Genomic DNA, 24,346 nt, shown 5'->3' with positions numbered 1-24,346 from the left:
CCCCCCGTCTGCGGTCCGCCGCGGATGGGGGGCTTTGTTTTCACACGGTCAGGGAAGACCGGGCTTCACACGGTCAGCGGGACCGGGTGGATCTCGTCGGCCCGGTGACCTGCGCGTTCGTGGACACGCTGGACCGCATCGGCCGAGGGCGCCTCGGAGAGGCAGTAGACCGTGCCGGACTGCGGATCCGCCCACGCCTTCTCGAAGTGGACGCCTTCTTCCTTCTCGATGGCGAGATCGGCCTCGTGGGCCTCCTTCAGCTGGTCGCCCGTGATGCCCTTCATCCCCTGGTGGACGTCCATGAACTGGGCCATGGCGTTGCGCCTCCTTCCGACGTGCGCGTCCCGACGGTGACGATCGCCGAGGCGGCTTACCAGCTCCGACATCTCCATCGTCTGCCCGCACGACGACGGCGGCGACCGGACGGGCCACGACCGGCAGGCAGCGAGGGTGACGGCCCCCACCCCGCTCTCATCAGGGCAGCCCCCGATGATCTGCGACACTGGACGGACCATGCCTGCACCTGGAGAACTTACTTTTGTCGCGCCGCGGGGGGCCAAGAAGCCGCCGCGGCATCTTGCCGATCTTTCGCCCGCTGAGCGCAAGGAGGCCGTGGCGGCGATCGGGGAGAAGCCGTTCCGCGCCAAGCAGCTGTCGCAGCACTACTTTGCGCGGTATGCGCACGACCCGGAGCAGTGGACGGACATTCCGGCCGCGGCGCGGGAGAAGCTGGCGGCCGAGATGCTGCCGGAGCTGATGAGCGTGGTGCGGCACATCTCGTGCGACGACGACCAGACGCGCAAGACGCTGTGGAAACTGTTCGACGGGACGCTGGTCGAGTCGGTGCTGATGCGGTACCCGGACCGGGTGACGATGTGCATCTCCTCGCAGGCCGGGTGCGGGATGAACTGCCCGTTCTGCGCGACGGGGCAGGCGGGGCTGGACCGGAACCTCTCGACCGCTGAAATCGTTCATCAGATTGTCGATGGGATGCGGGCGCTCAGGGATGGGGAGATCCCTGGTGGGCCGGCGCGGCTGTCGAACATTGTGTTCATGGGGATGGGCGAGCCGCTCGCGAACTACAACCGGGTCACGGGGGCGATCCGGCGGCTGACCGATCCCGAGCCGGACGGGCTGGGGCTGTCGCAGCGGGGGATCACCGTGTCCACGGTGGGGCTGGTGCCGGCGATGCTGCGCTTCGCCGACGAGGGCTTCAAGTGCCGGCTCGCGGTCTCGCTGCACGCGCCGGACGACGAGCTGCGGGACACGCTCGTGCCGGTGAACACGCGGTGGAAGGTGAGGGAGGTGCTCGATGCTGCTTGGACGTACGCGGAGAAGTCCGGGCGCCGGATTTCGATCGAGTACGCGCTGATCCGGGACATCAACGACCAGGCGTGGCGCGGGGACCTGCTCGGGAAGCTGCTCAAGGGGAAGCGGGTGCATGTGAACCTGATTCCGCTGAACCCGACGCCCGGGTCCAAGTGGACCGCCTCGCGGCCGGAGGACGAGAAGGCGTTCGTCGAGGCGATCGCGGCGCATGGTGTGCCGGTGACCGTGCGGGACACCCGTGGGCAGGAGATCGACGGTGCGTGCGGCCAGCTCGCGGCCTCGGAGCGCTGAGAGCGCGCTGGTAACGTAGCGTCGAACGTTTCTACATCACCTATAACGCACACCATCCGACAGGGGAGCGCCACAGCGCTGAGAGTGCGGGCAGTGAGAGCCGATGCCGCTGCCGCAGACCCTTGAACCTCGCCCGGGTCATTCCGGGTAGGAAGTTCGGTCGTCCTCATGCTGTTGCGCCCTGCCCGCGGTACCGGTCCCACCGGACGCCGCGGGCGGGGCCGCGTCTCTTCCTGGCCAGCCAGGAGGAATGAACAAGTGAGAACTTTCGGTAAGGCCACCGCGGCTGCCGTCGTACTGGCGGTCGGCGGTGCGGCGCTGGCCGGCTGCGGCGCCTCCGGCGGCGACGAGGCGGGCGACGCCAAGACCGTCAAGCTCGTCACCCACGACTCGTTCGCGGCCTCGAAGTCCGTACTGAAGGAGTTCGAGAAGCAGAGCGGGTACAAGGTCCAGCTCGTCAAGGGCGGCGACGCAGGCAAGGCCGTCAACCAGGCGGTGCTGACGAAGGACAACCCGCAGGGGGACGTCTTCTTCGGGATCGACAACACGCTGCTGTCGCGCGGGCTCGACGAGGGGCTCTTCACGCCGTACGAGGCCAAGGGGCTGAGCGGGGTGCCCGCGGAGTTCCAGCTGGACAAGGCGGAGCACCGGGTCACGCCCGTCGACTACGGCGACATCTGCGTGAATTATGACAAGGCGTACTTCGAGCAGCACGACATCGCGCCGCCGAAGACGTTCGGTGATCTGGTGAAGCCGCAGTACAAGGGGCTGTTGGTCACCGAGAACTCGGCCACGTCGTCGCCGGGGCTGGCGTTCCAGCTCGGGACCATCGCCGAGTACGGCAAGGGTGGCTGGCAGGACTACTGGAAGAAGCTCAAGGCCAACGACGTCGAGGTCGTCGACGGCTGGGAGCAGGCGTACTACGAGCGGTTCTCGGGCGCGGCCGGCAGCAAGGGCGACAAGCCGCTGGTCGTTTCCTACGCCTCCAGCCCGCCCGCCGAGGTCATGGCCAAGAAGCCGGCGCCGAAGGAGGCGCCGACCGGCGTCGCCACCGGGACCTGCTTCCGGCAGACCGAGTTCGCCGGGCTGCTGAAGGGCGCCGCGAACGAGAAGGGCGGCAAGGCGCTGCTGGACTTCCTGATCAGCAAGAAGTTCCAGGAGGACCTGCCGCTGCAGATGTTCGTCAACCCGGTGGTCGAGGGCGCGAAGGTGCCCGAGCTGTTCACCAAGTACGGGCAGAAGATCGATGAGCCGAAGACGGTCGCGCCCGCGGACATCAGCAAGAACCGCGAACAGTGGATCAAGCAGTGGTCCTCGCTCGTCGTGAAGTAGACCCGGGCGCGGACCAGGGACGTTTCCGGCGGCCGGGGCGCGGCGAGGACGCGCGCCGGCCGGCCGGGCGCGCCACGGCCACTCGGCTCGCGCTGATGGCCGTGCCGTTCGGCTTCTTCGTGCTCTTCTTCGCCTACCCGGTCGCCATGATCGTCGGCCGGGGGCTGCGGGAGGGCGGGAGCTGGCAGTTCGGGCGGGTGGGCGAGGTCCTCACCGATCCCGACCTGCTGCACGTCCTGTGGTTCACCGGCTGGCAGGCGGCGGCTTCCACGGCACTCACGCTGCTGATCGCGCTCCCCGGCGCGTACGTCTTCGCGCGCTTCGAATTCCCCGGAAAGAGGCTGCTGCGGGCGGTCGTCACCGTGCCGTTCGTGCTGCCCACCGTCGTCGTCGGCTCCGCCTTCCTGGCGCTCGTCGGCCGCGGCGGCCTGCTGGACGACCTGTGGGGCGTACGGCTGGACACCTCGGTCTGGGCGATCCTGCTCGCGCACGTCTTCTTCAACTACGCGGTGGTCGTACGGACCGTCGGCGGGCTCTGGAGCGCGCTGGATCCGCGCCAGGAGGAGGCCGCGCGGGTGCTCGGCGCCGGGCGGTTCGCGGCCTGGCGGCGGGTGACGCTGCCCGCGCTGGCTCCCGCCGTGGCCGCCGCCGCGCTGATGGTCTTCCTCTTCACCTTCACCTCCTTCGGGATCGTGCAGATCCTCGGGGGCCCGCGCTTCGCCACCCTCGAAGTGGAGATCTACCGGCAGACCGCCGACTTCCTGGACCTGCCGACCGCCGCGGTGCTCACCCTCGTGCAGTTCGCCGCCGTACTCGGACTGCTCGCGCTGCACGCGTGGACGGTACGGCGGCGCGAGAGCGCGCTGAAGCTGGTCGACGCGTCCCGTACGGCGCGCAGGCCGCGCGGCGCCGGACAGTGGGCGCTGCTGGGCAGCACGTTCGTGGTGATCGCGCTGCTGCTCGTGCTGCCGCTTGCCGTACTGGTCGAGCGGTCCTTCGCCGGGCCCGACGGCTACGGCCCGGTCTTCTACCGCGCGCTGCAGGCCGCGGCCGGTGCGGATTCCACGTTCACCGTGCCGCCGCTGACTGCCCTGTGGAACTCGCTCGCGTACGCGGTCGCCGCCACCGCCATCGCGGTCGTCGTCGGCGGGCTGGCGGCGGCCGCGCTGACGCGGCGCGGCGGCCGGCTCGTCCGCGGCTTCGACGCGCTGCTCATGCTGCCGCTCGGCGTCTCCGCCGTGACCGTCGGCTTCGGCTTCCTGATCAGCCTCGACGAGCCGCCGCTGGACCTGCGCACCTCCTGGTGGCTCGTACCGCTCGCGCAGGCCCTCGTGGGCGTGCCCTTCGTCGTACGGACCATGCTGCCGGTGCTGCGCGCGGTGGACGGGCGGCTGCGGGAGGCCGCTGCCGTACTGGGAGCCACGCCCTGGCAGGTGTGGCGCGAGGTCGATCTGCCGCTGGTGCGGCGGGCGTTGCTGATCGCGGCCGGTTTCGCGTTCGCCGTCTCGCTCGGCGAGTTCGGCGCGACGGTGTTCATCGCGAGTCCGGACCGGCCCACGCTCCCGGTGGCCGTGGCGCGGCTGCTGGGCCGCGCGGGCGAGCTCAACTACGGGCAGGCGATGGCCCTGTCGACGATTCTCATGGTGGTGTGCGCGGGGGCGCTGCTGGCGCTGGAGCGGGTACGCACCGACCGGACGGGAGAGTTCTAGGTGACCGACAACCGGACCGGCAATCGGACTGACGGCCCTCTCCTGCGCCTGGATGCCCTCAGCGTCCGCTTCGGTACGCACACCGCGCTGGACGCCGTCGCCCTGGACGTCGCCGAGCACGAGACCGTCTGCGTCCTCGGGCCCAGCGGCAGCGGCAAGTCGACGCTGCTGCGGGTGATCGCCGGGCTGCAGCAGGCCGACGCGGGCGAGGTCGTACTCGATGGCCGGAACCTGCGTACCGTACCCACCCACCGGCGCGGCGTCGGGCTGATGTTCCAGGACCACCAGCTCTTCCCGCAGCGCGACGTGGCGGGCAACGTCGCCTTCGGGCTGCGGATGCGCGGCGCCGCACGGGCCGAGCAGGAACGGAAGGTCGCCGAGCTGCTCGACCTGGTGGGCCTGCCGGGCGCCCAGCGCCGGGCCGTCGGCTCGCTCTCCGGCGGCGAGCAGCAGCGCGTCGCGCTGGCCAGGGCGCTGGCGCCCAGCCCCCGGCTGCTGATGCTGGACGAGCCGCTCGGCCAGCTCGACCGCGGGCTGCGCGAGCGCCTGGTGGTCGAACTGCGGCGGCTTTTCAGGGAGTTGGGGACGACCGTACTGGCGGTGACGCACGACCAGGGTGAGGCGTTCGCGCTCGCCGACCGGGTCGTCGTCATGCGCGACGGGCGGATCGCGCAGACCGGTACGCCGCTGGAGGTCTGGCAGCGCCCCGCCGACGAGTTCGTCGCCCGCTTCCTCGGCTTCGACAACGTCGTGCCGGCCACGGTCACCGGCGAGGCCGCGGACACCCCGTGGGGCAAGGTGCCGGTCCCGGACGGCACGGCGGAGGGCACCTGCCGGCTCCTCGTCCGCCCGGCCGGCGTCCGTCTGGTGCCGGCCCGCGAGGGCCTGCCCTGCACGGTCGCCGCGCGCACCTTTCGCGGTACGCACGTCTCCCTGCGGCTGCGCCCGTCGGCCGGTCCCGAACTGGACGCGGCCTGTGCGCTCGCGGCCGCGCCGGAGGTGGGCGAGAAGGTCGGCGCTGCGTTCGTCGCGGGTGATGTGGTGGTCCTACCCGTACGCGACTGACCTGGATGTACGGGCAGTAGAACCCCTCACCCCACCAGCGGCCCCGCCGCCAGATGCGCCACCCCGCCCGTGACCGCCGTCAGGACCACGACCAGTACGCACGCGCGCAGGGCGGCGGCGCGGTGGAGGAGGGCGGCCGGGGTGCCGAGGCGGCGGAGGGCGTCCGTCGTCGCGGTGCGGGCCGCGCGGGACTCGGTGACCGCGGTCAGCACGCTGAGCGCGGTACAGGCCAGTACCAGGCCGCCGCCGAGCGCGGAGAGCGGGCCGAGGGAGCCGGGGGCGCCGTGGCCGTACAGGGTGTACGCGGCGTAGCCGCCCGAAGCGGCCGCCATCAGGATGCCCAGCGGGCGGCCCACCCGGCGGGACTCCTCCTGGAGGACCCGCCCGGCCAGCAGCCGTGCCGCGCCCGCCCGGCCCGCGCCCACCACCCGCCCGCTCGCGTGCACCAGTCCGGGCGCCGCCAGCACCAGCCCGGCCGCCGACAGCAGCCAGCCGACCAGCACCCCCGCCTCACCGGTGACCAGCCGTCCCGGCAGCGGCAGCAGCCGGGCGCCGGGGCCGGTGTGCCCCGCCGCGTAGACCTCCAGGGCGAGCCCGGCGGCGGTGAGCGCGATGCCCCAGGGGAGTCCGGCCGGCGTGGCCGTGGCCGTACGGGGCGGCGCGTCGGCGCACGGCTCGGCCGGCGCGTTCCGCCCCGGACGCAGCGCCCAGCCGGTCGCGACGGCGGGCACCACCGGGACGGCCGCGAGCAGCACGCCCACCGCCGCGTACGGCAGCGGGCCGCGGCCCAGCAACTCCGCCGGGCCCATCGGCGTACCGCCCAGGCCGCCGCGCAGCCGCAGGAAGGCCAGCAGGCCGAGCACGCTGCCCAGGGCGGAGGCGAGCACGGTCGAGGCGGCGGCGGTCAGAGTGAGCCGGACCGGGCCGAGTCCGGCGGCGGACATGCCCTCGCGCAGCCGGGCGGCCGGGTCCGTACGGGCCACGGCGACGGCGAGCTGTGCGGTGGCGGCCAGCGGCACCAGGCACCAGGCCAGCCGCAGCGCCGAGCGGGCGGCCTCGGCACGCGGCGCGTCGACGGCGTGGCCGAGCGTGGCCAGCAGCAGGAAGGCCGTGCCGGCCGCCGCCGCGACGACCAGCAGGCGGCGCAGCTGCACCGCCGGGCGTGCGCCCCGGGCTAGACGGAGAGCGAGCACTCTTCCCTGCCTTCCGTCTCGGCGGGGCCCTCGGCCTGTGCGGCGCCGGCCCGCCGGCCGTCCAGCAGGGCGATCGTGCGGTCGGCGAGCGTGGTCGCCTCCGCTTCCTGGGTGGCCAGCACCACGCTGAGGGCGTGGCTGCGGGCCGCGTTGATGATCGTACGGAGCACCTGGGCGGCGTCCGCGCGGTGCAGCGGCGCGGTGGGCTCGTCGGCGAAGAGCACCTGCGGGGTGGTGGTCAGCGCCCGGGCGACGGCCACGCGCTGCTGCTGCGCCCGGTCCAGGGCCGCGGGCCGCCGCTTGGCGCAGTCCGCCACGTCCAGCCGCTCCAGCCACTCGGTGGCGGCCTGCATCGCCGCCCGGCGGCCGTCGCCGCGCACCAGGAGGGGCAGCGCGGCGTTCTCCCGGGCGGTCAGCTCGGGGACCAGCCGGGGCTCGGTGCCGATCCAGCCGAAACGGTCCAGCCGGAGCCGTTCGCGGCTGGTCGCGGAGAGGGTGTGGACCGGATGGCTGTTGAACCAGACCTCGCCGCTGTCCGCGACGAGCTGTCCGGAGAGGCATTTCAGGAGGGTGGTCTTGCCGCAGCCGCGCGGACCGGTGACGGCAAGGATCTCGCCCTCGCGCACACCGAGGGAGATGCCGGTGAGTGCGGGGCTCTGACCGTGGGCGTGGTGCAGTCCGCGAGCCCATAGAACGTCGTTGTCGGGCGGGGCCACCATCTGCGCACCTCGTGCTCGCTCGCGTCCTTCGTTCCCCTGACCGGGTGAACGACCATGGAGGGTATCGGTCACAAGCACGGTAGGTACTGCCGGGTCCCGCCATTCACCGGTCAGCACGGAAGACGGCCGAGGTTCACTCATATGGCTGGATATGAGTGACCTCGGCCGCCGTTTCTTCCGTTATTCGAGAGCCCTGTCGAGGGCTCGCACACGCGCCGCCGCACGTGTCGGGCGGGGCGGGGTCCGTGGCCCCGCCCCGCCCAATCCCCCCGGTGAGGGCCGGAGGGACAGCTCTGTACCGCGGATCAGAGCTTGGTCCAGGCCTCCGTGAGGACGCCGCGCAGGATCTGCTCGATCTCGTCGAACACCGACTGGTCGGCGATCAGCGGCGGGGCCAGCTGGATGACCGGGTCGCCGCGGTCGTCGGCACGGCAGTACAGGCCGGCGTCGTACAGCGCCTTGGAGAGGAAGCCGTACAGGACGCGCTCGGTCTCCTCGTCGTTGAACGACTCCTTGGTGGCCTTGTCCTTCACGAGCTCGATGCCGTAGAAGAAGCCGTTGCCGCGGACGTCGCCGACGATCGGCAGGTCGTGCAGCTTCTGGAGGGTGGAGTAGAAGTTGCCCTCGTTCTCCAGAACGTGCTTGTTCAGGCCCTCGCGCTCGAAGATGTCGAAGTTCGTCAGCGCCACGGCCGAGGAGACCGGGTGGCCACCGAAGGTGTAGCCGTGCAGGAAGGTGTTGTCACCCTTGTAGAACGGCTCCGCCAGGCGGTCGGAGACGATGCAGGCACCGATCGGGGAGTAGCCCGAGGTCATGCCCTTCGCGCAGGTGATCATGTCCGGCACGTAGCCGAACTTGTCACAGGCGAACATCGTGCCGAGGCGGCCGAAGGCGCAGATCGTCTCGTCGGAGACGAGCAGCACGTCGTACTGGTCGCAGATCTCGCGGACCCGCTGGAAGTACCCGGGCGGCGGCGGGAAGCAGCCACCGGCGTTCTGCACCGGCTCCAGGAAGACCGCGGCGACGGTCTCGGGGCCCTCGAAGAGGATCTGCTGCTCGATCTGGTCGGCGGCCCAGCGGCCGAAGGCCTCGGGGTCGTCGCCGTGGATCGGGGCGCGGTAGATGTTGGTGTTCGGCACCTTGTGCGCGCCGGGGACCAGCGGCTCGAAGGGGGCCTTCAGGCCCGGCAGGCCGGTGATCGACAGGGCGCCCTGCGGGGTGCCGTGGTAGGCCACCGCGCGGGAGATGACCTTGTACTTGGTGTGCTTGCCCTGCAGCTTGAAGTACTGCTTGGCGAGCTTCCAGGCGGTCTCGACGGCCTCGCCGCCACCGGTGGTGAAGAAGACCTTGTTCAGGTCACCGGGGGCGTAGCTCGCTATGCGCTCGGCCAGCTCGACGGCCTTGGGGTGGGCGTAGGACCACACCGGGAAGAAGGCGAGCTCCTGGGCCTGCTTGTACGCGGTCTCGGCCAGCTCGACCCGGCCGTGGCCGGCGTTGACCACGAAGAGGCCCGCGAGGCCGTCGATGTAGCGCTTGCCCTTGTCGTCGTAGATGTTGGTGCCCTCGCCGCGCACGATCGTGGGCACGGGGGCGTTCTCGTACGACGACATGCGGGTGAAGTGCATCCACAGGTGGTCGTACGCCGTCTTGGAAAGGTCGGCGCTCATGGTTATCGCGTTCCCCAGGTGTAGGTCTGCTTCTTCAGCTTCATGTAGACGAAGCTTTCGGTGGATCGCACGCCGGGAAGCGTGCGGACGCGCTTGTTGATCACGTCCAGGAGGTGGTCGTCGTCCTCGCAGACGACTTCGATGAGCAGGTCGAAGGAACCGGCGGTGACGACGCAGTACTCGACCTCGGACATGCCCGTGAGGGCCTCTGCCACGGGATCGACGTCGCCCTCGACGTTGATTCCGACCATTGCCTGCCGCCGGAAACCGACCGTGAGGGGGTCGGTGACGGCGACGATCTGCATCACACCCTGGTCGAGCAACTTCTGCACGCGTTGCCGTACGGCCGCCTCGGACAGGCCCACGGCCTTGCCGATCGCGGCGTACGGACGGCGCCCGTCCTCCTGGAGCTGCTCAATGATCGCCAGGGAGACGGAGTCGATCGACGGAGTGCCGTTTCTGTCACGAGTGGCCACGTCCCTCACTGTGCACGAGCCTCGTCCGTCGCGCAACCCCGATTCGCCGAAATCGGTTGTTCAACTTCAAGATCGCTACGGAATCCGTTGTTACTGGCGCGTGGGTATGTCGAAAACGGGGCTCGCATGGTTAGAGTGGGCATCTCATCCACCGGACACCAGACACCGGTCATCAGACACCGGACACCTGACAGGAGGGGTCGCACGTGACCACCGAACTGCGTCGTCTGCGCAACTACATCGACGGGGAGTTCCGGGACGCCGCCGACGGCCGCACCACGGACGTGGTCAACCCGGCCACGGGCGAGGTGTACGCCACCGCGCCGCTGTCCGCGGCCGCCGATGTCGACGCCGCGATGGCCGCCGCCGAGGCGGCCTTCCCGGCATGGCGCGACCTGATCCCCGCCGAGCGCCAGAAGGTGCTCCTGAAGATCGCCGACCGCTTCGAGGAGCGCGCCGAGGAGCTGATCGCCGCCGAGTCGGAGAACTGCGGCAAGCCGGTCGCCCTCGTACGCTCCGAGGAAATCCCGCCGATGGTGGACCAGATCCGCTTCTTCGCGGGTGCGGCGCGGATGCTGGAGGGCCGCTCGGCCGGCGAGTACATGGAGGGCCTGACCTCCATCATCCGGCGCGAGCCGATCGGCGTCTGTGCCCAGGTCGCCCCCTGGAACTACCCGATGATGATGGCCGTGTGGAAGTTCGCGCCGGCCCTGGCCGCGGGCAACACCGTCGTCATCAAGCCCTCGGACACCACCCCGGCGTCCACGGTCCTCATCGGCGACATCATCGGCAGCGTGCTGGACGAGCTGGGCCACTCGCGCGGCGTGTTCAACGTCGTGTGCGGTGACCGCGAGACCGGCCGCCTGATGGTCGAGCACGAGGTGCCCGCGATGGCCTCCATCACCGGCTCCGTGCGCGCCGGCATGCAGGTCGCCGAGTCCGCCTCCAAGGACCTCAAGCGGGTCCACCTGGAGCTGGGCGGCAAGGCCCCGGTCGTGGTCTTCGAGGACACCGACATCGCCAAGGCCGTCGAGGACATCTCGGTCGCCGGTTACTTCAACGCCGGCCAGGACTGCACGGCCGCCACCCGCGTGCTCGTCCAGGAGTCCATCCACGACGAGTTCGTGGCCGCGCTCGCCAAGGCCGCAGCGGAGACCAAGACCGGCGCGGTCGACGACGAGGACGTGCTCTACGGCCCGCTGAACAACGCCAACCAGCTCAAGCAGGTCAAGGGCTTCATCGAGCGCCTCCCCGCGCACGCGAAGATCGAGGCCGGCGGCCAGCAGGTCGGCGACAAGGGCTACTTCTTCGCCCCGACCGTCGTCTCCGGCCTCAAGCAGGACGACGAGATCGTCCAGCAGGAGGTCTTCGGCCCGGTCATCACGGTCCAGTCCTTCACCGACGAGGACCAGGCCACCGAGTGGGCCAACGGTGTCGAGTACGCGCTCGCGTCCTCGGTGTGGACCAAGGACCACGCGCGCGCCATGCGGATGTCCAAGAAGCTCGACTTCGGCTGTGTGTGGATCAACACCCACATCCCGCTCGTCGCCGAGATGCCGCACGGCGGCTTCAAGAAGTCCGGCTACGGCAAGGACCTCTCCGCCTACGGCTTCGACGACTACACCCGCATCAAGCACGTCATGACCTCTCTGGACGGCTGACGACCCGACGTCGTCCGGCCAAGTCGGGTGCCGTGCGGGGCACCTGACACTCCGTCGCGGGCCGGGGCCCGGCAGCAGACGATCTGTCTGTTGCCGCCCCGGCCCGCGCCGCATGAGAGTCCTCCCATGGATCTTTCGCGGCGTGCGGTGCTCAGAGGTGTCGGTACGGTCGGATTCCTGGCGGCGGTGGCGGGGTGCGGGGTACCGCCCGCGTACGTGCGGGCCGGCGAGCGCGGCGCCCCCGACCGCTCGGCGGCCGACAAGTCCCTCACCTTCGCCAACTGGCCGCTGTACATCGACGTCGACGACCACGACAAGCAGCGCCGCCCCACGCTGGACGCCTTCGAGCGGCGCACCGGCATCTCGGTGCAGTACACCGAAGAGATCAACGACAACGACGAGTTCTTCGGGAAGATCAGCCCCGCGCTGATGAACCACCAGTCGACCGGGCGCGACCTGATCGTCATCAGCGACTGGATGTGCTCGCGCTTCGTACGGCTCGGCTGGGTCCAGGAGATGGACCGGTCCCGCCAGCCGAACGTGGCGAAGCACCTGGACCCACTGCTGCTCCAGCCCGCCTTCGACCCCAGGCGCAAGCACACCGTCCCCTGGCAGTCCGGGATCACCGGCATCGCGTACAACCGCCGGAAGCTCGGCCGGGAGATCAAGCACACCGGCGACCTGTGGGCCGACGACCTGAAGGGCCGGGTCACCCTGCTGGCCGGCATGGACGAGGCGTTCGCGCTGCTCATGCAGGGGGAGGGCGTGGACATCACGCGCTGGACGGCGGACGACTTCCACCGGATGACCGACCGGGTCGCGGCGCTCGTCCGCGCGCAGCACATCCGCCGCTTCACCGGCAACGACTACATCAAGGACCTCTCCTCGGGGGACGTACTGGCCGCGCAGGCGTACTCGGGGGACGTGATCCAGCTGAAGACCGACAACCCCGACATCGAATTCGTGGTCCCCGAAGAGGGCGCCGAGCTGTGGTCGGAGAGCCTGATGATCCCCGACCTCGCCGCGCACAAGCGCAACGCGGAGCGGCTCGTGGACTACTACTACGAGCCGGAGGTCGCCGCGGAGCTCGCCGCCTGGGTCAACTACGTGTGCCCGGTCCCGGCCGCGCGCGATGTGCTGGCCTCGGCCAAGGACAAGGAGACCGCGGCCCTCGCCGAGGACCCGCTGATCTTCCCGGACGACGGCATGCGCGGTCGGCTCGCCATCGCCCGGGACATCGACGCGAAGGAGCGCCCGGAGTTCGCGAAGGAGTGGAACGCGATCGTGGGGCTGTGACGGTCCGCTCGCGGCGTTGCTCGGGTTTCCCGCCGTCGGGGTGGTGGCCGGTGGCCCGGCGCGGCTTCACCGCGCCGGGCTGCGCGTACGTCCGGCTCAGCGCGGCCAGGCGGCCGTGTACGTGTCGATCTCGGTGGCCAGGCGGGCCTTGGCGGCCTCGTCCATGAACGACGCGGTCACCGCGTTCTTGGCGAGCGCCGCGAGACCGGCCTCGTCCAGGCCCAGCAGCCGCGCGGCCACGCCGTACTCGGTGTTCAGGTCCGTGCCGAACATCGGCGGGTCGTCGCTGTTGATGGTCACCAGCACCCCGGCGGCCACCATCTCCTTGATCGGGTGCTCGTCGAGGGTGCGGACCGCGCGGGTGGCGATGTTCGACGTCGGGCAGACCTCCAGCGGGATGCGGTGCTCGGCGAGGTGGGCCAGCAGCTTCGGGTCCCGTACGGAGCTGGTGCCGTGGCCGATGCGCTCGGCGCGCAGCTCGGTCAGCGCGTCCCACACCGTCTCGGGGCCCGTGGTCTCGCCGGCGTGCGGCACGGAGTGCAGGCCCTCGGCGATGGCGCGGTCGAAGTACGGCTTGAACTGCGGGCGCGGTACGCCTATTTCGGGTCCGCCGAGGCCGAAGGAGACCAGGCCCTCGGGCTTGAGGCCGCAGGCGATGCGCGCGGTCTCCTCGGCGGATTCCAGGCCCGCCTCGCCGGGGATGTCGAAGCACCAGCGCAGCACGACGCCGAGCTCCGACTCGGCGGACTTCCGGGCGTCCTCGATCGCCTCGACGAACGCGGCGTCCGGGATGCCGCGCGAGGTGGAGCTGTACGGGGTCACGGTCAGCTCGGCGTAGCGGATGTTCTGCCGCGCCATGTCGCGGGCGACCTCGTACGTCAGCAGGCGCACGTCCTCCGCGTCGCGGATGAGGTCCACGACGGAGAGGTAGACCTCGATGAAGTGCGCGAAGTCGCGGAAGGTGAAGAAGTCCACCAGGGCTTCGGGGTCGGTGGGCACCTTGGAGTCGGGGTGCCGGGCGGCCAGCTCCGCGACGATGCGCGGGGAGGCCGAGCCGACGTGGTGGACGTGCAGCTCCGCCTTGGGCAGGCCCGCGATGAATGCGTCGAGGTCGGACAACGGTGCCTCCTGGTCGGCGGAGTGCCGGTCGGTCGTGGTGTGGGTCGGTCGTCATCGTATGCGGCGGGGGCCGGGGTGCTGCGGCTCGGCCGGGGGCCGGGCCGTCGGGGAGCGCGGCCGTCGGGCGCGGCCGGGTGCCGGGCCCTCGGGGAGCGCGGTTGTCGGGGGCCGCCGGGTCTTAGCATGGAGCGCAGCCAAGTGGGGGAGAGCCATGTCCGACCGTCAGCAGCCCGAGCCGCACGACTCGTGGGCGCCGCCGTCCGAGGACGGCGTGCCACCGCACCGGCCGGACACGGGGGCGGCGCGGGGCCTGCCGCCGTACGGCACATCGGCGCACGACCAGCAGACCGTGGGCGCCGGCTTCGCCGTCCCCGCCCCGCCGCCGGCTCCCGGCCATGCCGTCGGACCTCAGGGTGCGTACGGAACGCCGTACCCTCAGCAGCCGTACGGGTCGCAGCAGTACATACCCGGCGGCCCCGCCCCCTACGGCCCGCTGCCCGGCGGGCCCGGGACGCAGGCCGGCTGGCCCGGGCAGCCGAACAACGGCATGGGCATCGCCGCGCTCGTCCTCGGCATCCTCAGCATTGTCTCCAGCCTCACCCTCCTGTTCGGTGTGATCACGGGCGTCCTCGGGATCATCTTCGGCGCGCTCGGCCGGGCCAGGGCCAAGCGCGGCGAGGCGACCAACGGCGGCATGGCGCTGGCCGGTCTCCTCTGCGGCGTGGCCGGCCTCCTCGTGAGCGTCCTGCTGATCGTCGCGCTCGTCGTCGGGCTCAGCGAAGGAAGCAACACCACCCCCTACGACGACTACTCCGACACCTACAGCGCAGCCCCCGCCGCCCCCGGCCAATGACCCCGGCCGCTCAGCCCTCAGCCGCCAGCCGCTGCCGCGCCTCCATCAGCGCGAAGCCCAGCAGATTCAGCCCCCGCCAGCGCGCCGGGTCGGCGGCGCGCTCGTCGTCCGCCGCCAGGCCGATGCCCCATATCCGGTCCAGCGGGCTCGCCTCGACCAGCACCCGCTGCCCCGTGCCCAGCAGATAGTCGCGCAGCGCCGCGTCCTGCCCGAATTTGTGCAGACTTCCCCGGACCACGAGCGCGTACCGATGGCGCTGCCACGTCTCCTCGTCGAAGCCGAGCACCGCACGGCCCGCGTCCTTCGCCTGCTTGGGATGGCCGGCGCGCAGCACCCGCTGCAGCGCCTGGCGGTCGCCGAACAGCCGCGCCTTGCCGGCCATCATCCAGTGCTCGGCGGTGGCGTACCGCACGCCGTCCACCTCGAACGGCGCCGGCCACCACTGGCTGAAGCAGCTCGCCCCCAAGCTGCCGTCCCGGCGCGGCGCGTGCCCCCAGAAGTTCACGTACTTGTACCGAATGCCCGCTTCGAGGTCCGCGCACAGCTCCGCCACCGACCGCGGCCCGTCGGCCACGCGCGTCTCCTCCGTCATCCCCGTCGCCCTCACTCTTCCCCGTTCCTGCACCATGCCGGGATTCTGCCAGCGGGCACTGACAACGTGTCGGGCGCCGGAACGACGGATTTCGCAGAATCCGTCGCGTAACCAAAAGGAAACAACGGAATCACTTGTTGGACCCTGCTTTCCCTGTCAAGATCGGCCATCAATTCGGGAAAGAGCTACGCCCGGCAGTGTCTGCGAACGCCGGCCGCCGGTGGAGGAGAGCGCCATGGATCAGCGATTCGATGTCACCGAACGATTCGCCCAAGGGGCTCAGTTCATCGCCGGAGAGCTGCGCCCGGGGACCTCCGGACGCACCCAGGCGGTCACCGACCCGGCCACCGGCGAGCAGGTGTACACGTACGAACTGGCCGGGACGGCGGACGTGGACGCGGCCGTCGCAGCGGCCCGGCAGGCGCTCCCCGAATGGGCGGGCGCCACGCCCGGCGAGCGCTCCGAGGCGCTGCACCGCTTCGCCGCCGTACTGGATCAGCGGGCCGAGGAGTTCGCGTACGCCGAGTCGCTGCAGTGCGGCAAGCCGATCAAGCTGAGCCGGGAGTTCGACGTCCCCGGCTCGGTGGACAACGCCGCCTTCTTCGCGGGCGCCGCGCGCCACCTGGAGGGCAAGGCGGCCGGCGAGTACAGCGGCGACCACACCTCGTCCGTACGCCGTGAGCCGATCGGTGTCGTCGGCTCCATCGCGCCGTGGAACTACCCGCTGCAGATGGCCAGTTGGAAGGTCCTTCCGGCGATCGCGGCAGGCAACACCATCGTCCTGAAGCCCGCCGAGATCACCCCGCTGACTTCGGTGATGTACGCGCAGGCCGCGCGGGAGGCGGGCATCCCGGACGGCGTCGTCAACATCGTCTCGGGCGCCGGGCGGGACGCCGGCGAGCACCTCGTCGGCCACCCGGACGTGGCGATGACCTCCTTCACCGGCTCCACCGCCGTCGGCAAGCGGGTCGCCGAGATCGCCACCGCCACCGTCAAGCGCCTCCACCTCGAACTGGGCGGGAAGGCCCCCTTCGTGGTCTTCGACGACGCCGACCTGGACGCCGCCGTGCACGGCGCGGTGGCCGGCGCGCTGATCAACACCGGCCAGGACTGCACGGCCGCCACCCGCGCCTACGTGCAGCGCCCCCTGTACGACGCCTTCGTCAGCGGCGTCGCCGACCTGATGGCGACCGTACGGCTCGGCGACCCCTTCGACCCCGCCACCGACCTCGGCCCGCTCATCTCGCACGCCCAGCGCGACCGGGTGGCCGGTTTCGTCGAGCGCGCACGGAAGTACGCCACCGTCGTCACCGGCGGCGAGGCGCCCGGTGGCGAGCTGGCCAAGGGCGCGTACTACCTGCCCACCCTCATCGCGGACGCCGCGCAGGACAGCGAGATCGTGCAGTCCGAGATCTTCGGCCCGGTGCTGGTCGTGCTGCCCTTCGACACCGACGACGAGGGCCTCGCACTCGCCAACGACACCCCCTACGGGCTCGCCGCCTCCGCCTGGAGCCGCGATGTCTACCGCACCGGCCGCGCCGTCCGCGAGATCAAGGCCGGCTGCGTGTGGGTCAACGACCACATCCCGATCATCAGCGAGATGCCGCACGGGGGATACAAGGCCTCCGGCTACGGCAAGGACATGTCGGCGTACTCCTTCGAGGAGTACACGCAGGTCAAGCACGTCATGTACGACATCACGGGCGTGGCCAGGAAGGACTGGCACCGCACCGTCTTCGGGGACCGCGGCTGAGCACTGTCCGGCGCCGCACATTCCGTCACTCCACCGGCTGACCACCGGCCGACCTCGAAAGGCCACACCGTATGGAGCACACCGCGCAGCCCGAACCGCTCTCCGCGGCGGAACTGGCCGCCATGCGGCGCAGCATGACCAACGGCCGGATGGCCCTGACCCGGCGCTCCCTGCTGCGCGCGAGCAGCGCCGGGCTGCTGGGCGTCGGCGGCCTCGGCGCCCTGTCGGCCTGCGGGATCCCGCCCGCCGGCCGTACGGACGCGGGCTCCTCCGACGATCACTCGCGCGAGGAGAAGCGGATCGCGTTCTCCAACTGGACCGAGTACATCGACGTCAGCGAGGACGAGAAGCACCACCCGACGCTGGAGGCCTTCACGAAGCGCACCGGCATCCGGGTCAAGTACACCGAGGACATCAACGACAACGACGAGTTCTTCGGGAAGGTCCAGGCCCAGCTCGCGGCCGGGCAGGACACCGGGCGCGACCTGATCTGCCTGACCGACTGGATGTGCGCGCGGATGATCTCGCTGGGCTGGATCCAGCCGCTGGACCCGGCCAACCTGCCGCACGCGTACACCAATCTCTCCCAGCAGTTCCGCAACCCCGACTGGGACCCCGGGCGCGCCCACTCCTACACCTGGCAGGGCGTCCCGACCGTCATCGCGTACAACAAGAAGGCCACCGGCGGCCGCAAGGTCGACTCGGTCGAACAGCTGCTGGACGACCCCAAGCTCAAGGGGAAGGTCGCCTTCCTCTCCGAGATGCGCGACACCATCGGCATGACCCTGCTGGACATGGGCGAGCGGCCCGAGGACGTCACCGCCGACACCTTCGACGCGGCGATCGCCCGGCTCCAGAAGGGCGTCGACAAGAAGCAGATCCGCCGCTTCACCGGCAACGACTACCTCAACGACCTCAGCAAGGGCGACCTGGCGGCCTGTCTCGCCTGGGCGGGCGATGTCGTACAGCTCCAGAACGACAACTCCGACATCGAGTACGTCATCCCGGAGAAGGGCTACACCACCGCGGCGGACAACCTCATGGTGCCCAACAAGGCGCGCCACAAGGAGAACGCCGAGCGCCTCATCGACTACTTCTACGAGCCCAAGGTGGCCGCGCAGATCGCCGCGTACATCAATTACGTGTGCCCGGTCGACGGGGTGCGCGAAGAACTCGCGAAGATCGACAAGAAGCTGGCGGAGAACAAACTGATCCTCCCCGATGAGGAAATGGCGTCGAAGTCGCACAACTTCCGCGCGCTCAATGCCAAGGAGAGCAAGGAATACGCGCAGAAGTTCGCCGACCTGACCGGTGCCTGACCGCCCTTCCGCCCACCTCACACCCGGGACCTGATACATGACAGAGCTCGCGAAGACCGACAGCAGCAGCAGCGGCGGCGACGTCCGGCTGTCCGGCATCAGCAAGACCTACGGCTCCTTCACCGCGGTCCAGCCGCTCGACCTGACCGTCCCCGCCGGCTCCTTCTTCGCCCTCCTGGGCGCCTCCGGCTGCGGCAAGACCACCACCCTGCGCATGATCGCGGGCCTGGAGGAGCCCACCACCGGCACCGTCGAACTCGCCGGCAAGGACGTCACCGCGCTGCCGCCCTACAAGCGCCCGGTGAACACCGTCTTCCAGAACTACGCGCTCTTCCCGCACCTGGACATCTACGAGAACGTCGCCTTCGGGCTGCGCCGCCGCGGCGTCAAGTCCGTGAAGAAGCAGGTCGGCGAGATGCTCGACCTGGTGCAGCTGGGCGAGCAGGCCCGCAAGAAGCCGCAGCAGCTCTCCGGCGGCCAGCAGCAGCGCGTCGCCGTCGCGCGCGCCCTGATCAACCACCCGCAGGTGCTCCTCCTCGACGAGCCGCTCGGCGCCCTGGACCTGAAGCTGCGCCGCCAGATGCAGCTGGAGCTCAAGCGCATCCAGACCGAGGTCGGCATCACCTTCGTGCACGTCACGCACGACCAGGAGGAGGCCATGACGATGGCCGACACCGTCGCGGTGATGAACGGCGGCCGGGTCGAGCAGCTCGGCGCCCCCGCCGACCTGTACGAGAACCCCGGCACCACCTTCGTCGCCAACTTCCTCGGCACCTCCAACCTCATCGCCGCGGAGATCGCCGAGGCGGGCGGCGACCAGCTGCTGCTGACGGCCGGGGACACCAAGCTGCGGCTGCCCGCCGCGCGATGTTCCGCGAGCAGCGTCCGTACGGGCGAGAAGGTACTGGCGGGCGTCCGCCCCGAGAAGATCGCCCTCGCGCACGCCGACGACGCGGGGTCCATACCGGAGGGCGCCAACCGGCTGCCGGGCCGCATCAAGGACGCCAGCTTCATCGGCGTCTCCACGCAGTACGTGATCGAGACCCGGGGCGCCGGCGAACTGGCCGCCTACGAGCAGAACATCGAGCGGGACGGCCGGCTGGTGCCGGGCGCCGAGGTGGTACTGCACTGGAACCCCGCGCACACCTTCGGGTTCTCCGCCGACCAGGACATCACCGCCGGTGCGGACGCCGACGAGGAGGCCGCGTGAGTGCCGCCACCCAGGCGCCGCCGGAGCCGGCGCCCGTCCTCGAAGTGCGCAAGCCCCCCACCCGCAAGCGGCTCGTCCCGTACTGGCTGCTGCTGCCCGGCATCCTGTGGCTGCTGGTCTTCTTCGCCGCGCCGCTGGTCTACCAGGCGTCCACGTCCCTGCAGACCGGCTCCCTCGAAGAGGGCTTCAAGGTCACCTGGCACGTCCAGACGTACTGGGCGGCGCTCAGTGAGTACTGGCCGCAGTTCGTCCGCTCGGTGGTCTTCGCCGGTGTCGCGACGCTGCTCTGTCTCGTGCTCGGCTACCCGCTCGCCTACCTGATCGCCTTCAAGGCGGGCCGCTGGCGCAACGTCGTGATGATCCTGGTCATCGCGCCGTTCTTCACCAGCTTCCTGATCCGTACGCTCGCCTGGAAGACCATCCTCGCCGACGGCGGCCCGGTCGTCGGCGTCCTCAACTCGCTGCACATCCTGGACGTCACCAGCGCGATCGGCCTCACCGAGGGCACCCGTGTGCTCGCCACCCCGCTCGCGGTGGTCTGCGGCCTCACGTACAACTTCCTGCCGTTCATGATCCTGCCGCTCTACACCTGTCTGGAGCGGATCGACCCCCGGCTGCACGAAGCGGCGGGCGACCTGTACGCCAAGCCGGCCACCACCTTCCGCCGGGTGACCTTCCCGCTGTCCATGCCCGGCGTGGTCGCGGGCACGCTGCTGACCTTCATCCCGGCCGCCGGCGACTACATCAACGCCGAACTGCTGGGCTCCACCGACCAGAAGATGATCGGCAACGTCATCCAGTCGCAGTTCCTGCGCGTCCTGGACTACCCGACGGCGGCAGCCCTCTCCTTCATCCTCATGGCGGCCATCCTCGCCATGGTCACCATCTACATCCGCAAGTCGGGGACGGAGGACCTGGTCTGATGCGCTGGCTTCGACGCAATGCGGTGGTGATCGCGGGCCTGCTGACGCTGGCGTACCTGATCCTGCCCAACGTCATCGTGATGGTCTTCTCGTTCAACAAACCGAACGGGCGCTTCAACTACGAGTGGCAGCGGTTCTCCACCCACGCCTGGACCGACCCCTGCGGCGTCGCCGACCTGTGCGGCTCCCTCGGGCTGAGCCTGCAGATCGCCGTCTGGGCCACGGTCGGCGCCACCGTACTGGGCACCCTGATCGCCTTCGCGCTGGCCCGCTACCGCTTCCGGGCCCGCTCCTCCGTCAACACGCTGATCTTCCTGCCGATGGCGATGCCCGAGGTCGTCATGGCCGCCTCTCTGGCCACGCTCTTCCTCAACATGGGCATTCAGTTCGGCTTCTGGACGATCCTGATCGCGCACATCATGTTCTGCCTGAGCTTCGTGGTCACCGCGGTCAAGGCCCGCGTGATGAGCATGGACCCGCGGCTGGAACAGGCGGCGCAGGACCTCTACGCCACCCCGTTGCAGACGTTTCTGAAGGTGACGCTGCCGATCGCGGCACCCGGTATCGCCGCGGGCGCGCTGCTCTCCTTCGCCCTCTCGTTCGACGATTTCATCATCACCAATTTCAACGCGGGCTCGACCGTGACGTTCCCGATGTTCGTCTGGGGATCGGCACAGCGCGGCACGCCCGTTCAGATCAATGTCATCGGAACAGCGATGTTCCTCATCGCCGTGCTCTGCGTACTGGGCGGACAATTGTTCACCGGACGCCGTAAGAGGAGCTGAGAACCATGGCACGAGCTGCCATGAACCCCACCGGGCAGACCACCCGGGCCCCCGCACCCGCTGTACACGCGCTCGCGGACGCTTCCCCCACCCCCTTCTGGCTCGACGACCCGGACCGCCCCGCGGCCCTTCCCGCCCTCGTCGGCGACGAGCGGTGCGACCTGCTCGTCGTCGGCGGCGGCTACAGCGGCCTGTGGACCGCGCTGCTCGCCAAGGAGCGCGACCCCGAGCGCGACGTCGTCCTCGTCGAGGGCCAGCAGGTCGGCTGGGCCGCCTCCGGCCGCAACGGCGGCTTCTGCGCCGCCTCGCTCACCCACGGCCTCGGCAACGGCCTGGCCCGCTGGCCCGGCGAGCTGAAGAAGCTCGAAGAGCTGGGCGCCCGTAACCTCGACGCCATCGGGGAGGCCGTCGAGCGGTACGGCATCGACTGCGCCTTCGAGCGCACCGGCGAGATCGACCTCGCCACCGAACCGCACCAGATCACCGAGCTGAAGGAGGCCGCCGAGGACGCCGCGCGGCTGGGCGTGGGCCGGTACGACTTCCTCGACCAGGATGCCGTACGCGCCGAGGTCGACTCGCCGGCCTTCCTGGCCGGCCTGTGGAACCGCGACGGCGTCGCCATGCTCAACCCGGCCCGCCTGGCCTGGGGGCTGAAGCAGGCGTGCCTGGACCAGGGCGTACGGATCTACGAGCACACCCGCGCCACCGACCTGGCCGCCGACGGTACGGGCATGGCGGTCCGCACGCCCTACGGGCGGGTCTTCGCCCGCCACGTGGCGCTCGGCACCAACGCCTTCCCGAACCTGGTCCGCCGCGTCCGCCCGTACCTCGTCCCGGTCTACGACCACGCGCTGATGACCGAGCCGCTCACCGCGGAGCAGCTCGCCGCCATCGGCTGGAAGAACCGCCAGGGGCTGTCCGACAGCAACAACCACTTCCACTACTTCCGCCTCACCGCCGACCACCGCATCCTCTGGGGCGGCTACGACGCCATCTACCGCTACCGCGGCGGCGTCCGCGCCGAGTACGACCACCACCCCGCCACCTACGAGAAGCTCGCCCGCCACTTCTTCCAGCACTTCCCGCAGCTGGAGGGGGTCCGCTTCAGCCACGCCTGGGGCGGCGCGATCGACACCTGCGCCCGCTTCTCGGCGTTCTTCGGCACCGCGCACTCGGGACGGGTCGCGTACGCGGTGGGCTATACGGGCCTCGGCGTGGGCGCCACCCGCTTCGGCGCCGACGTCATGCTCGACCTGCTCTCCGGCGCCCGTACGGAGCGCACGGAGCTGGAGATGGTCCGCACGAAGCCGCTGCCGTTCCCGCCCGAGCCGCTGCGCTGGGCCGGCATCGGCCTCACCCAGTGGTCGATGTCCCGCGCCGACGCCCGCGGCGGCCGGCGGAACCTCTGGCTGAAGGCGATGGACAAGGTGGGGCTGGGCTTCGACAGCTGACCGGGCGCGGGCGGGCCTGCAGGGCGCGCCCGCGCACCACCGGACACCGTATGTGACCCATGCCACCCAAGTTCTTGATCAACCCGCGTAAGGAGGCGGCGGTCAGCGCCTCTCCCTCTCGGAACGCGGCCCCTGGGGCCGGCGCACGAGTGAGGGAGACGGACACATGGACCCCACAGGGGACAAGCGGGCCGTGGAGTGGCTCGTATCGGTGGCACCGGACCCGGAGGCCTGCCGTTTCGAATGGGAGCGCAACCCTTTCGGGGTGACGCTCCTCCCGGCCGGGCTGGCCTGGGACGTACTGATCGTCCCCGGGTGCCTGGGCCACCCCACCCTGGACGTGCTCACCCGCTGCCTCGACCGGCTCGGACCGGTCCTCGCCGACTTCGGGGACGGCCGGATGGGCTTCTTCGTCCCGCCGGGCACCACGGCCCGCTGGCTCGGTACCGGTGTGCGCGGGGCCGGCCGGGGCACCTGGATCGTGGTGCCCTACCCGGGCCGGTACACCGGCGGCACCCGCTGGATCGTCCCCCCGGACGGCGACGGCACCCTCACCGACCCCGGCATCCTCGAACTCGCCCTGCACGAGGCGGCGGCCCGGGTGGCGGGGGCCGGAGAGCAGTGAGGGCTCCGTACAGGAGGACGAGCAGCGCCGCCGACAGGGCCCATGACCCGAGGACGTCCACCGGCCAGTGGTAGCCGCGGACGACCAGGCCCGGACCGTTCGCCAGGACCAGGACGAGCGCCGTGGTGATCAGCAGGCGGCGGGTCAACGGGGCGGCCGCGTACGGGAGCAGGAGCAGCGCGGCCGCTCCGTACGCGACGGCGGCCGTCGCGGCGTGCCCCGACGGGTAGAACCCGGTCTCGCCGGCCAGCCGGCCCGGCGGCGCGGGCCGGGCGAGCGCGGCCTGCAGCGGCCCGACGAGCGCCGGTACCACGGCCATCACGACGGCTGCGGCGAGCGGCGGCAGCCACCAGCGGGGGAGTCCCGCGGCGCGGGCGCGCCACCCGGCATAGACCGCGGCGGCCAGCAGCACGGGCAGGGCCGCCGTCATGTTGCCCAGATCGGCGAGGAGTTCGGCGAGCGCGGCCGGGAGGGCACGGTCCAGGAGTACCTGATCCAGCCGGGCGTCCAGCCGCAGCAGCGGTCCGTGGGCGGCGACCTGCCAGGTGAGGAGCGCGAAGAGCGCGAGCGTCGCGGCGAGCGTGCACGCGAGGCGGGGGAGAGAGGGCGGCCGCCCCGGAACAGGGGGGGTGGTTCCGGGACGGCCGTGCTGACCGGTGAACCGCGCGCCCCGGGGGGTCTGGGGCGGGCGGCCATCCGATCGGTGAGGATTCCCGGAGCCGGAGGCTCCGGTGGTGTGCGCGAGGGCACGGCCAGGTCGAAGCCGGGGAAGCGACGACCGGGCATCGCTCGCAGTCCCCTGCGAGCGGGGTGTTTCTCTCATCTGCAGAAACCGTACGGCAGAGCGACCCTCCTCCAACAGGCGGATCACCCACCCGCCATGGCCCCCGCACATCTTCTTCACGCCGTCCCGCCACTTCGGGCCGGTGGGCCGGATTCCGGGCCCCGCCAAGCGCTGAGCGCCCGTACGGCCATCCG

The 24,346-nt window shown here is 70.8% G+C and carries 22 protein-coding genes and 1 riboswitch; of the genes, 14 read left to right on the top strand and 8 right to left on the bottom strand.

What is annotated here, in order from left to right; all coding sequences use genetic code 11:
* Window positions 1-65: 65 nt before the first annotated feature.
* Window positions 66-314, bottom strand: a complete 249-nt coding sequence (locus AB0I82_RS15695) for an SCO4226 family nickel-binding protein (RefSeq protein ID WP_363257815.1) — start codon at window positions 312-314, stop codon at window positions 66-68.
* A gap of 199 nt (window positions 315-513) precedes the next feature.
* On the opposite strand from AB0I82_RS15695, the gene rlmN reads away from it, so the two are divergent.
* The 4 genes from rlmN (at window position 514) to AB0I82_RS15675 (ending at window position 5,726) form a co-directional block, all read left to right on the top strand.
* Window positions 514-1,620, top strand: a complete 1,107-nt coding sequence (gene rlmN, locus AB0I82_RS15690) for a 23S rRNA (adenine(2503)-C(2))-methyltransferase RlmN (RefSeq protein WP_030266522.1) — start codon at window positions 514-516, stop codon at window positions 1,618-1,620.
* A gap of 51 nt (window positions 1,621-1,671) precedes the next feature.
* Window positions 1,672-1,792: riboswitch (TPP riboswitch) on the top strand.
* 86 nt (window positions 1,793-1,878) lie between these two features.
* A complete protein-coding gene (locus tag AB0I82_RS15685; protein ID WP_363257814.1) occupies window positions 1,879-2,952 on the top strand; it encodes a thiamine ABC transporter substrate-binding protein in 1,074 nt (357 codons plus the stop codon).
* A gap of 95 nt (window positions 2,953-3,047) precedes the next feature.
* Window positions 3,048-4,661, top strand: a complete 1,614-nt coding sequence (locus AB0I82_RS15680; protein WP_363258379.1) for an iron ABC transporter permease — start codon at window positions 3,048-3,050, stop codon at window positions 4,659-4,661.
* Entirely contained in the window at window positions 4,662-5,726 is a 1,065-nt protein-coding gene (locus AB0I82_RS15675; protein WP_363257813.1) for an ABC transporter ATP-binding protein, read from the top strand.
* Window positions 5,727-5,752: 26 nt separating this feature from the next.
* Here the strand turns inward: AB0I82_RS15675 and AB0I82_RS15670 are convergent, their stop codons facing one another.
* The 4 genes from AB0I82_RS15670 to AB0I82_RS15655 form a co-directional block, all read right to left on the bottom strand.
* Entirely contained in the window at window positions 5,753-6,919 is a 1,167-nt protein-coding gene (locus AB0I82_RS15670; RefSeq protein ID WP_363257812.1) for a hypothetical protein, read from the bottom strand.
* A complete protein-coding gene (locus AB0I82_RS15665; protein ID WP_363257811.1) occupies window positions 6,901-7,638 on the bottom strand; it encodes an ATP-binding cassette domain-containing protein in 738 nt (245 codons plus the stop codon). Before AB0I82_RS15665 ends, AB0I82_RS15670 begins: the two co-directional genes overlap by 19 nt.
* A 305-nt stretch (window positions 7,639-7,943) precedes the next feature.
* On the bottom strand, window positions 7,944-9,305 hold the full coding sequence (locus AB0I82_RS15660) for an aspartate aminotransferase family protein (protein WP_363257810.1): 1,362 nt from the start codon (window positions 9,303-9,305) through the stop codon (window positions 7,944-7,946).
* 2 nt (window positions 9,306-9,307) lie between these two features.
* Window positions 9,308-9,781 (bottom strand): Lrp/AsnC family transcriptional regulator, encoded by a 474-nt coding sequence (locus AB0I82_RS15655; RefSeq protein WP_037801321.1) that lies wholly within the window; start codon window positions 9,779-9,781, stop codon window positions 9,308-9,310.
* Between the two features lie 206 nt (window positions 9,782-9,987).
* On the opposite strand from AB0I82_RS15655, the gene AB0I82_RS15650 reads away from it, so the two are divergent.
* Window positions 9,988-11,442 (top strand): gamma-aminobutyraldehyde dehydrogenase, encoded by a 1,455-nt coding sequence (locus AB0I82_RS15650; RefSeq protein ID WP_363257809.1) that lies wholly within the window; start codon window positions 9,988-9,990, stop codon window positions 11,440-11,442.
* A gap of 126 nt (window positions 11,443-11,568) precedes the next feature.
* Window positions 11,569-12,738 carry a spermidine/putrescine ABC transporter substrate-binding protein gene (locus AB0I82_RS15645; protein WP_363257808.1) on the top strand — a complete coding sequence of 390 codons (1,170 nt, stop codon included), beginning with the start codon at window positions 11,569-11,571 and terminating at the stop codon, window positions 12,736-12,738.
* A gap of 96 nt (window positions 12,739-12,834) precedes the next feature.
* On the opposite strand, the gene AB0I82_RS15640 is transcribed toward AB0I82_RS15645, so the two are convergent.
* Window positions 12,835-13,857 carry an adenosine deaminase gene (locus AB0I82_RS15640; protein ID WP_363257807.1) on the bottom strand — a complete coding sequence of 341 codons (1,023 nt, stop codon included), beginning with the start codon at window positions 13,855-13,857 and terminating at the stop codon, window positions 12,835-12,837.
* 211 nt (window positions 13,858-14,068) lie between these two features.
* Here AB0I82_RS15640 and AB0I82_RS15635 point away from each other — a divergent pair, with 211 nt between their 5' ends.
* Complete coding sequence (locus AB0I82_RS15635; protein ID WP_363257806.1) at window positions 14,069-14,710, top strand: DUF4190 domain-containing protein; 642 nt, start codon at window positions 14,069-14,071, stop codon at window positions 14,708-14,710.
* A 10-nt stretch (window positions 14,711-14,720) separates the two neighbouring features.
* On the opposite strand, the gene AB0I82_RS15630 is transcribed toward AB0I82_RS15635, so the two are convergent.
* Window positions 14,721-15,302, bottom strand: coding sequence for an NADAR family protein (locus tag AB0I82_RS15630; RefSeq protein WP_363257805.1), 582 nt, complete (start codon window positions 15,300-15,302; stop codon window positions 14,721-14,723).
* 235 nt (window positions 15,303-15,537) lie between these two features.
* On the opposite strand from AB0I82_RS15630, the gene AB0I82_RS15625 reads away from it, so the two are divergent.
* From AB0I82_RS15625 to AB0I82_RS15595, 7 genes are all read left to right on the top strand, one after another.
* Window positions 15,538-17,055, top strand: coding sequence for a gamma-aminobutyraldehyde dehydrogenase (locus AB0I82_RS15625; RefSeq protein ID WP_363257804.1), 1,518 nt, complete (start codon window positions 15,538-15,540; stop codon window positions 17,053-17,055).
* 71 nt (window positions 17,056-17,126) lie between these two features.
* Window positions 17,127-18,374, top strand: a complete 1,248-nt coding sequence (locus AB0I82_RS15620) for a spermidine/putrescine ABC transporter substrate-binding protein (protein WP_363257803.1) — start codon at window positions 17,127-17,129, stop codon at window positions 18,372-18,374.
* Between the two features lie 37 nt (window positions 18,375-18,411).
* The gene (locus AB0I82_RS15615; protein ID WP_363257802.1) at window positions 18,412-19,584 is read left to right on the top strand and encodes an ABC transporter ATP-binding protein; all 1,173 of its coding nucleotides are present in this window, start codon (window positions 18,412-18,414) and stop codon (window positions 19,582-19,584) included.
* Window positions 19,581-20,507, top strand: coding sequence for an ABC transporter permease (locus AB0I82_RS15610; RefSeq protein ID WP_363257801.1), 927 nt, complete (start codon window positions 19,581-19,583; stop codon window positions 20,505-20,507). The genes AB0I82_RS15615 and AB0I82_RS15610 overlap by 4 nt, the downstream gene beginning before the upstream one ends.
* Complete coding sequence (locus tag AB0I82_RS15605; protein WP_363257800.1) at window positions 20,507-21,292, top strand: ABC transporter permease; 786 nt, start codon at window positions 20,507-20,509, stop codon at window positions 21,290-21,292. Before AB0I82_RS15610 ends, AB0I82_RS15605 begins: the two co-directional genes overlap by 1 nt.
* Window positions 21,293-21,312: 20 nt before the next feature.
* On the top strand, window positions 21,313-22,743 hold the full coding sequence (locus tag AB0I82_RS15600; protein WP_363258378.1) for an FAD-dependent oxidoreductase: 1,431 nt from the start codon (window positions 21,313-21,315) through the stop codon (window positions 22,741-22,743).
* A 166-nt stretch (window positions 22,744-22,909) separates the two neighbouring features.
* The gene (locus AB0I82_RS15595) at window positions 22,910-23,368 is read left to right on the top strand and encodes a hypothetical protein (RefSeq protein WP_363257799.1); all 459 of its coding nucleotides are present in this window, start codon (window positions 22,910-22,912) and stop codon (window positions 23,366-23,368) included.
* On the opposite strand, the gene AB0I82_RS15590 is transcribed toward AB0I82_RS15595, so the two are convergent.
* Window positions 23,295-24,191, bottom strand: a complete 897-nt coding sequence (locus AB0I82_RS15590; protein ID WP_363257798.1) for a phosphatase PAP2 family protein — start codon at window positions 24,189-24,191, stop codon at window positions 23,295-23,297. The genes AB0I82_RS15595 and AB0I82_RS15590 overlap by 74 nt on opposite strands.
* Between the last annotated feature and the right edge of the window lie 155 nt (window positions 24,192-24,346).

The sequence above is a fragment of the Streptomyces sp. NPDC050315 genome (assembly GCF_040655775.1).
Lineage (GTDB): Bacteria > Actinomycetota > Actinomycetes > Streptomycetales > Streptomycetaceae > Streptomyces.
The sequence above is the reverse complement of the archived record's forward strand: the minus strand, read 5'-3'. Positions and strand labels throughout refer to the sequence as shown.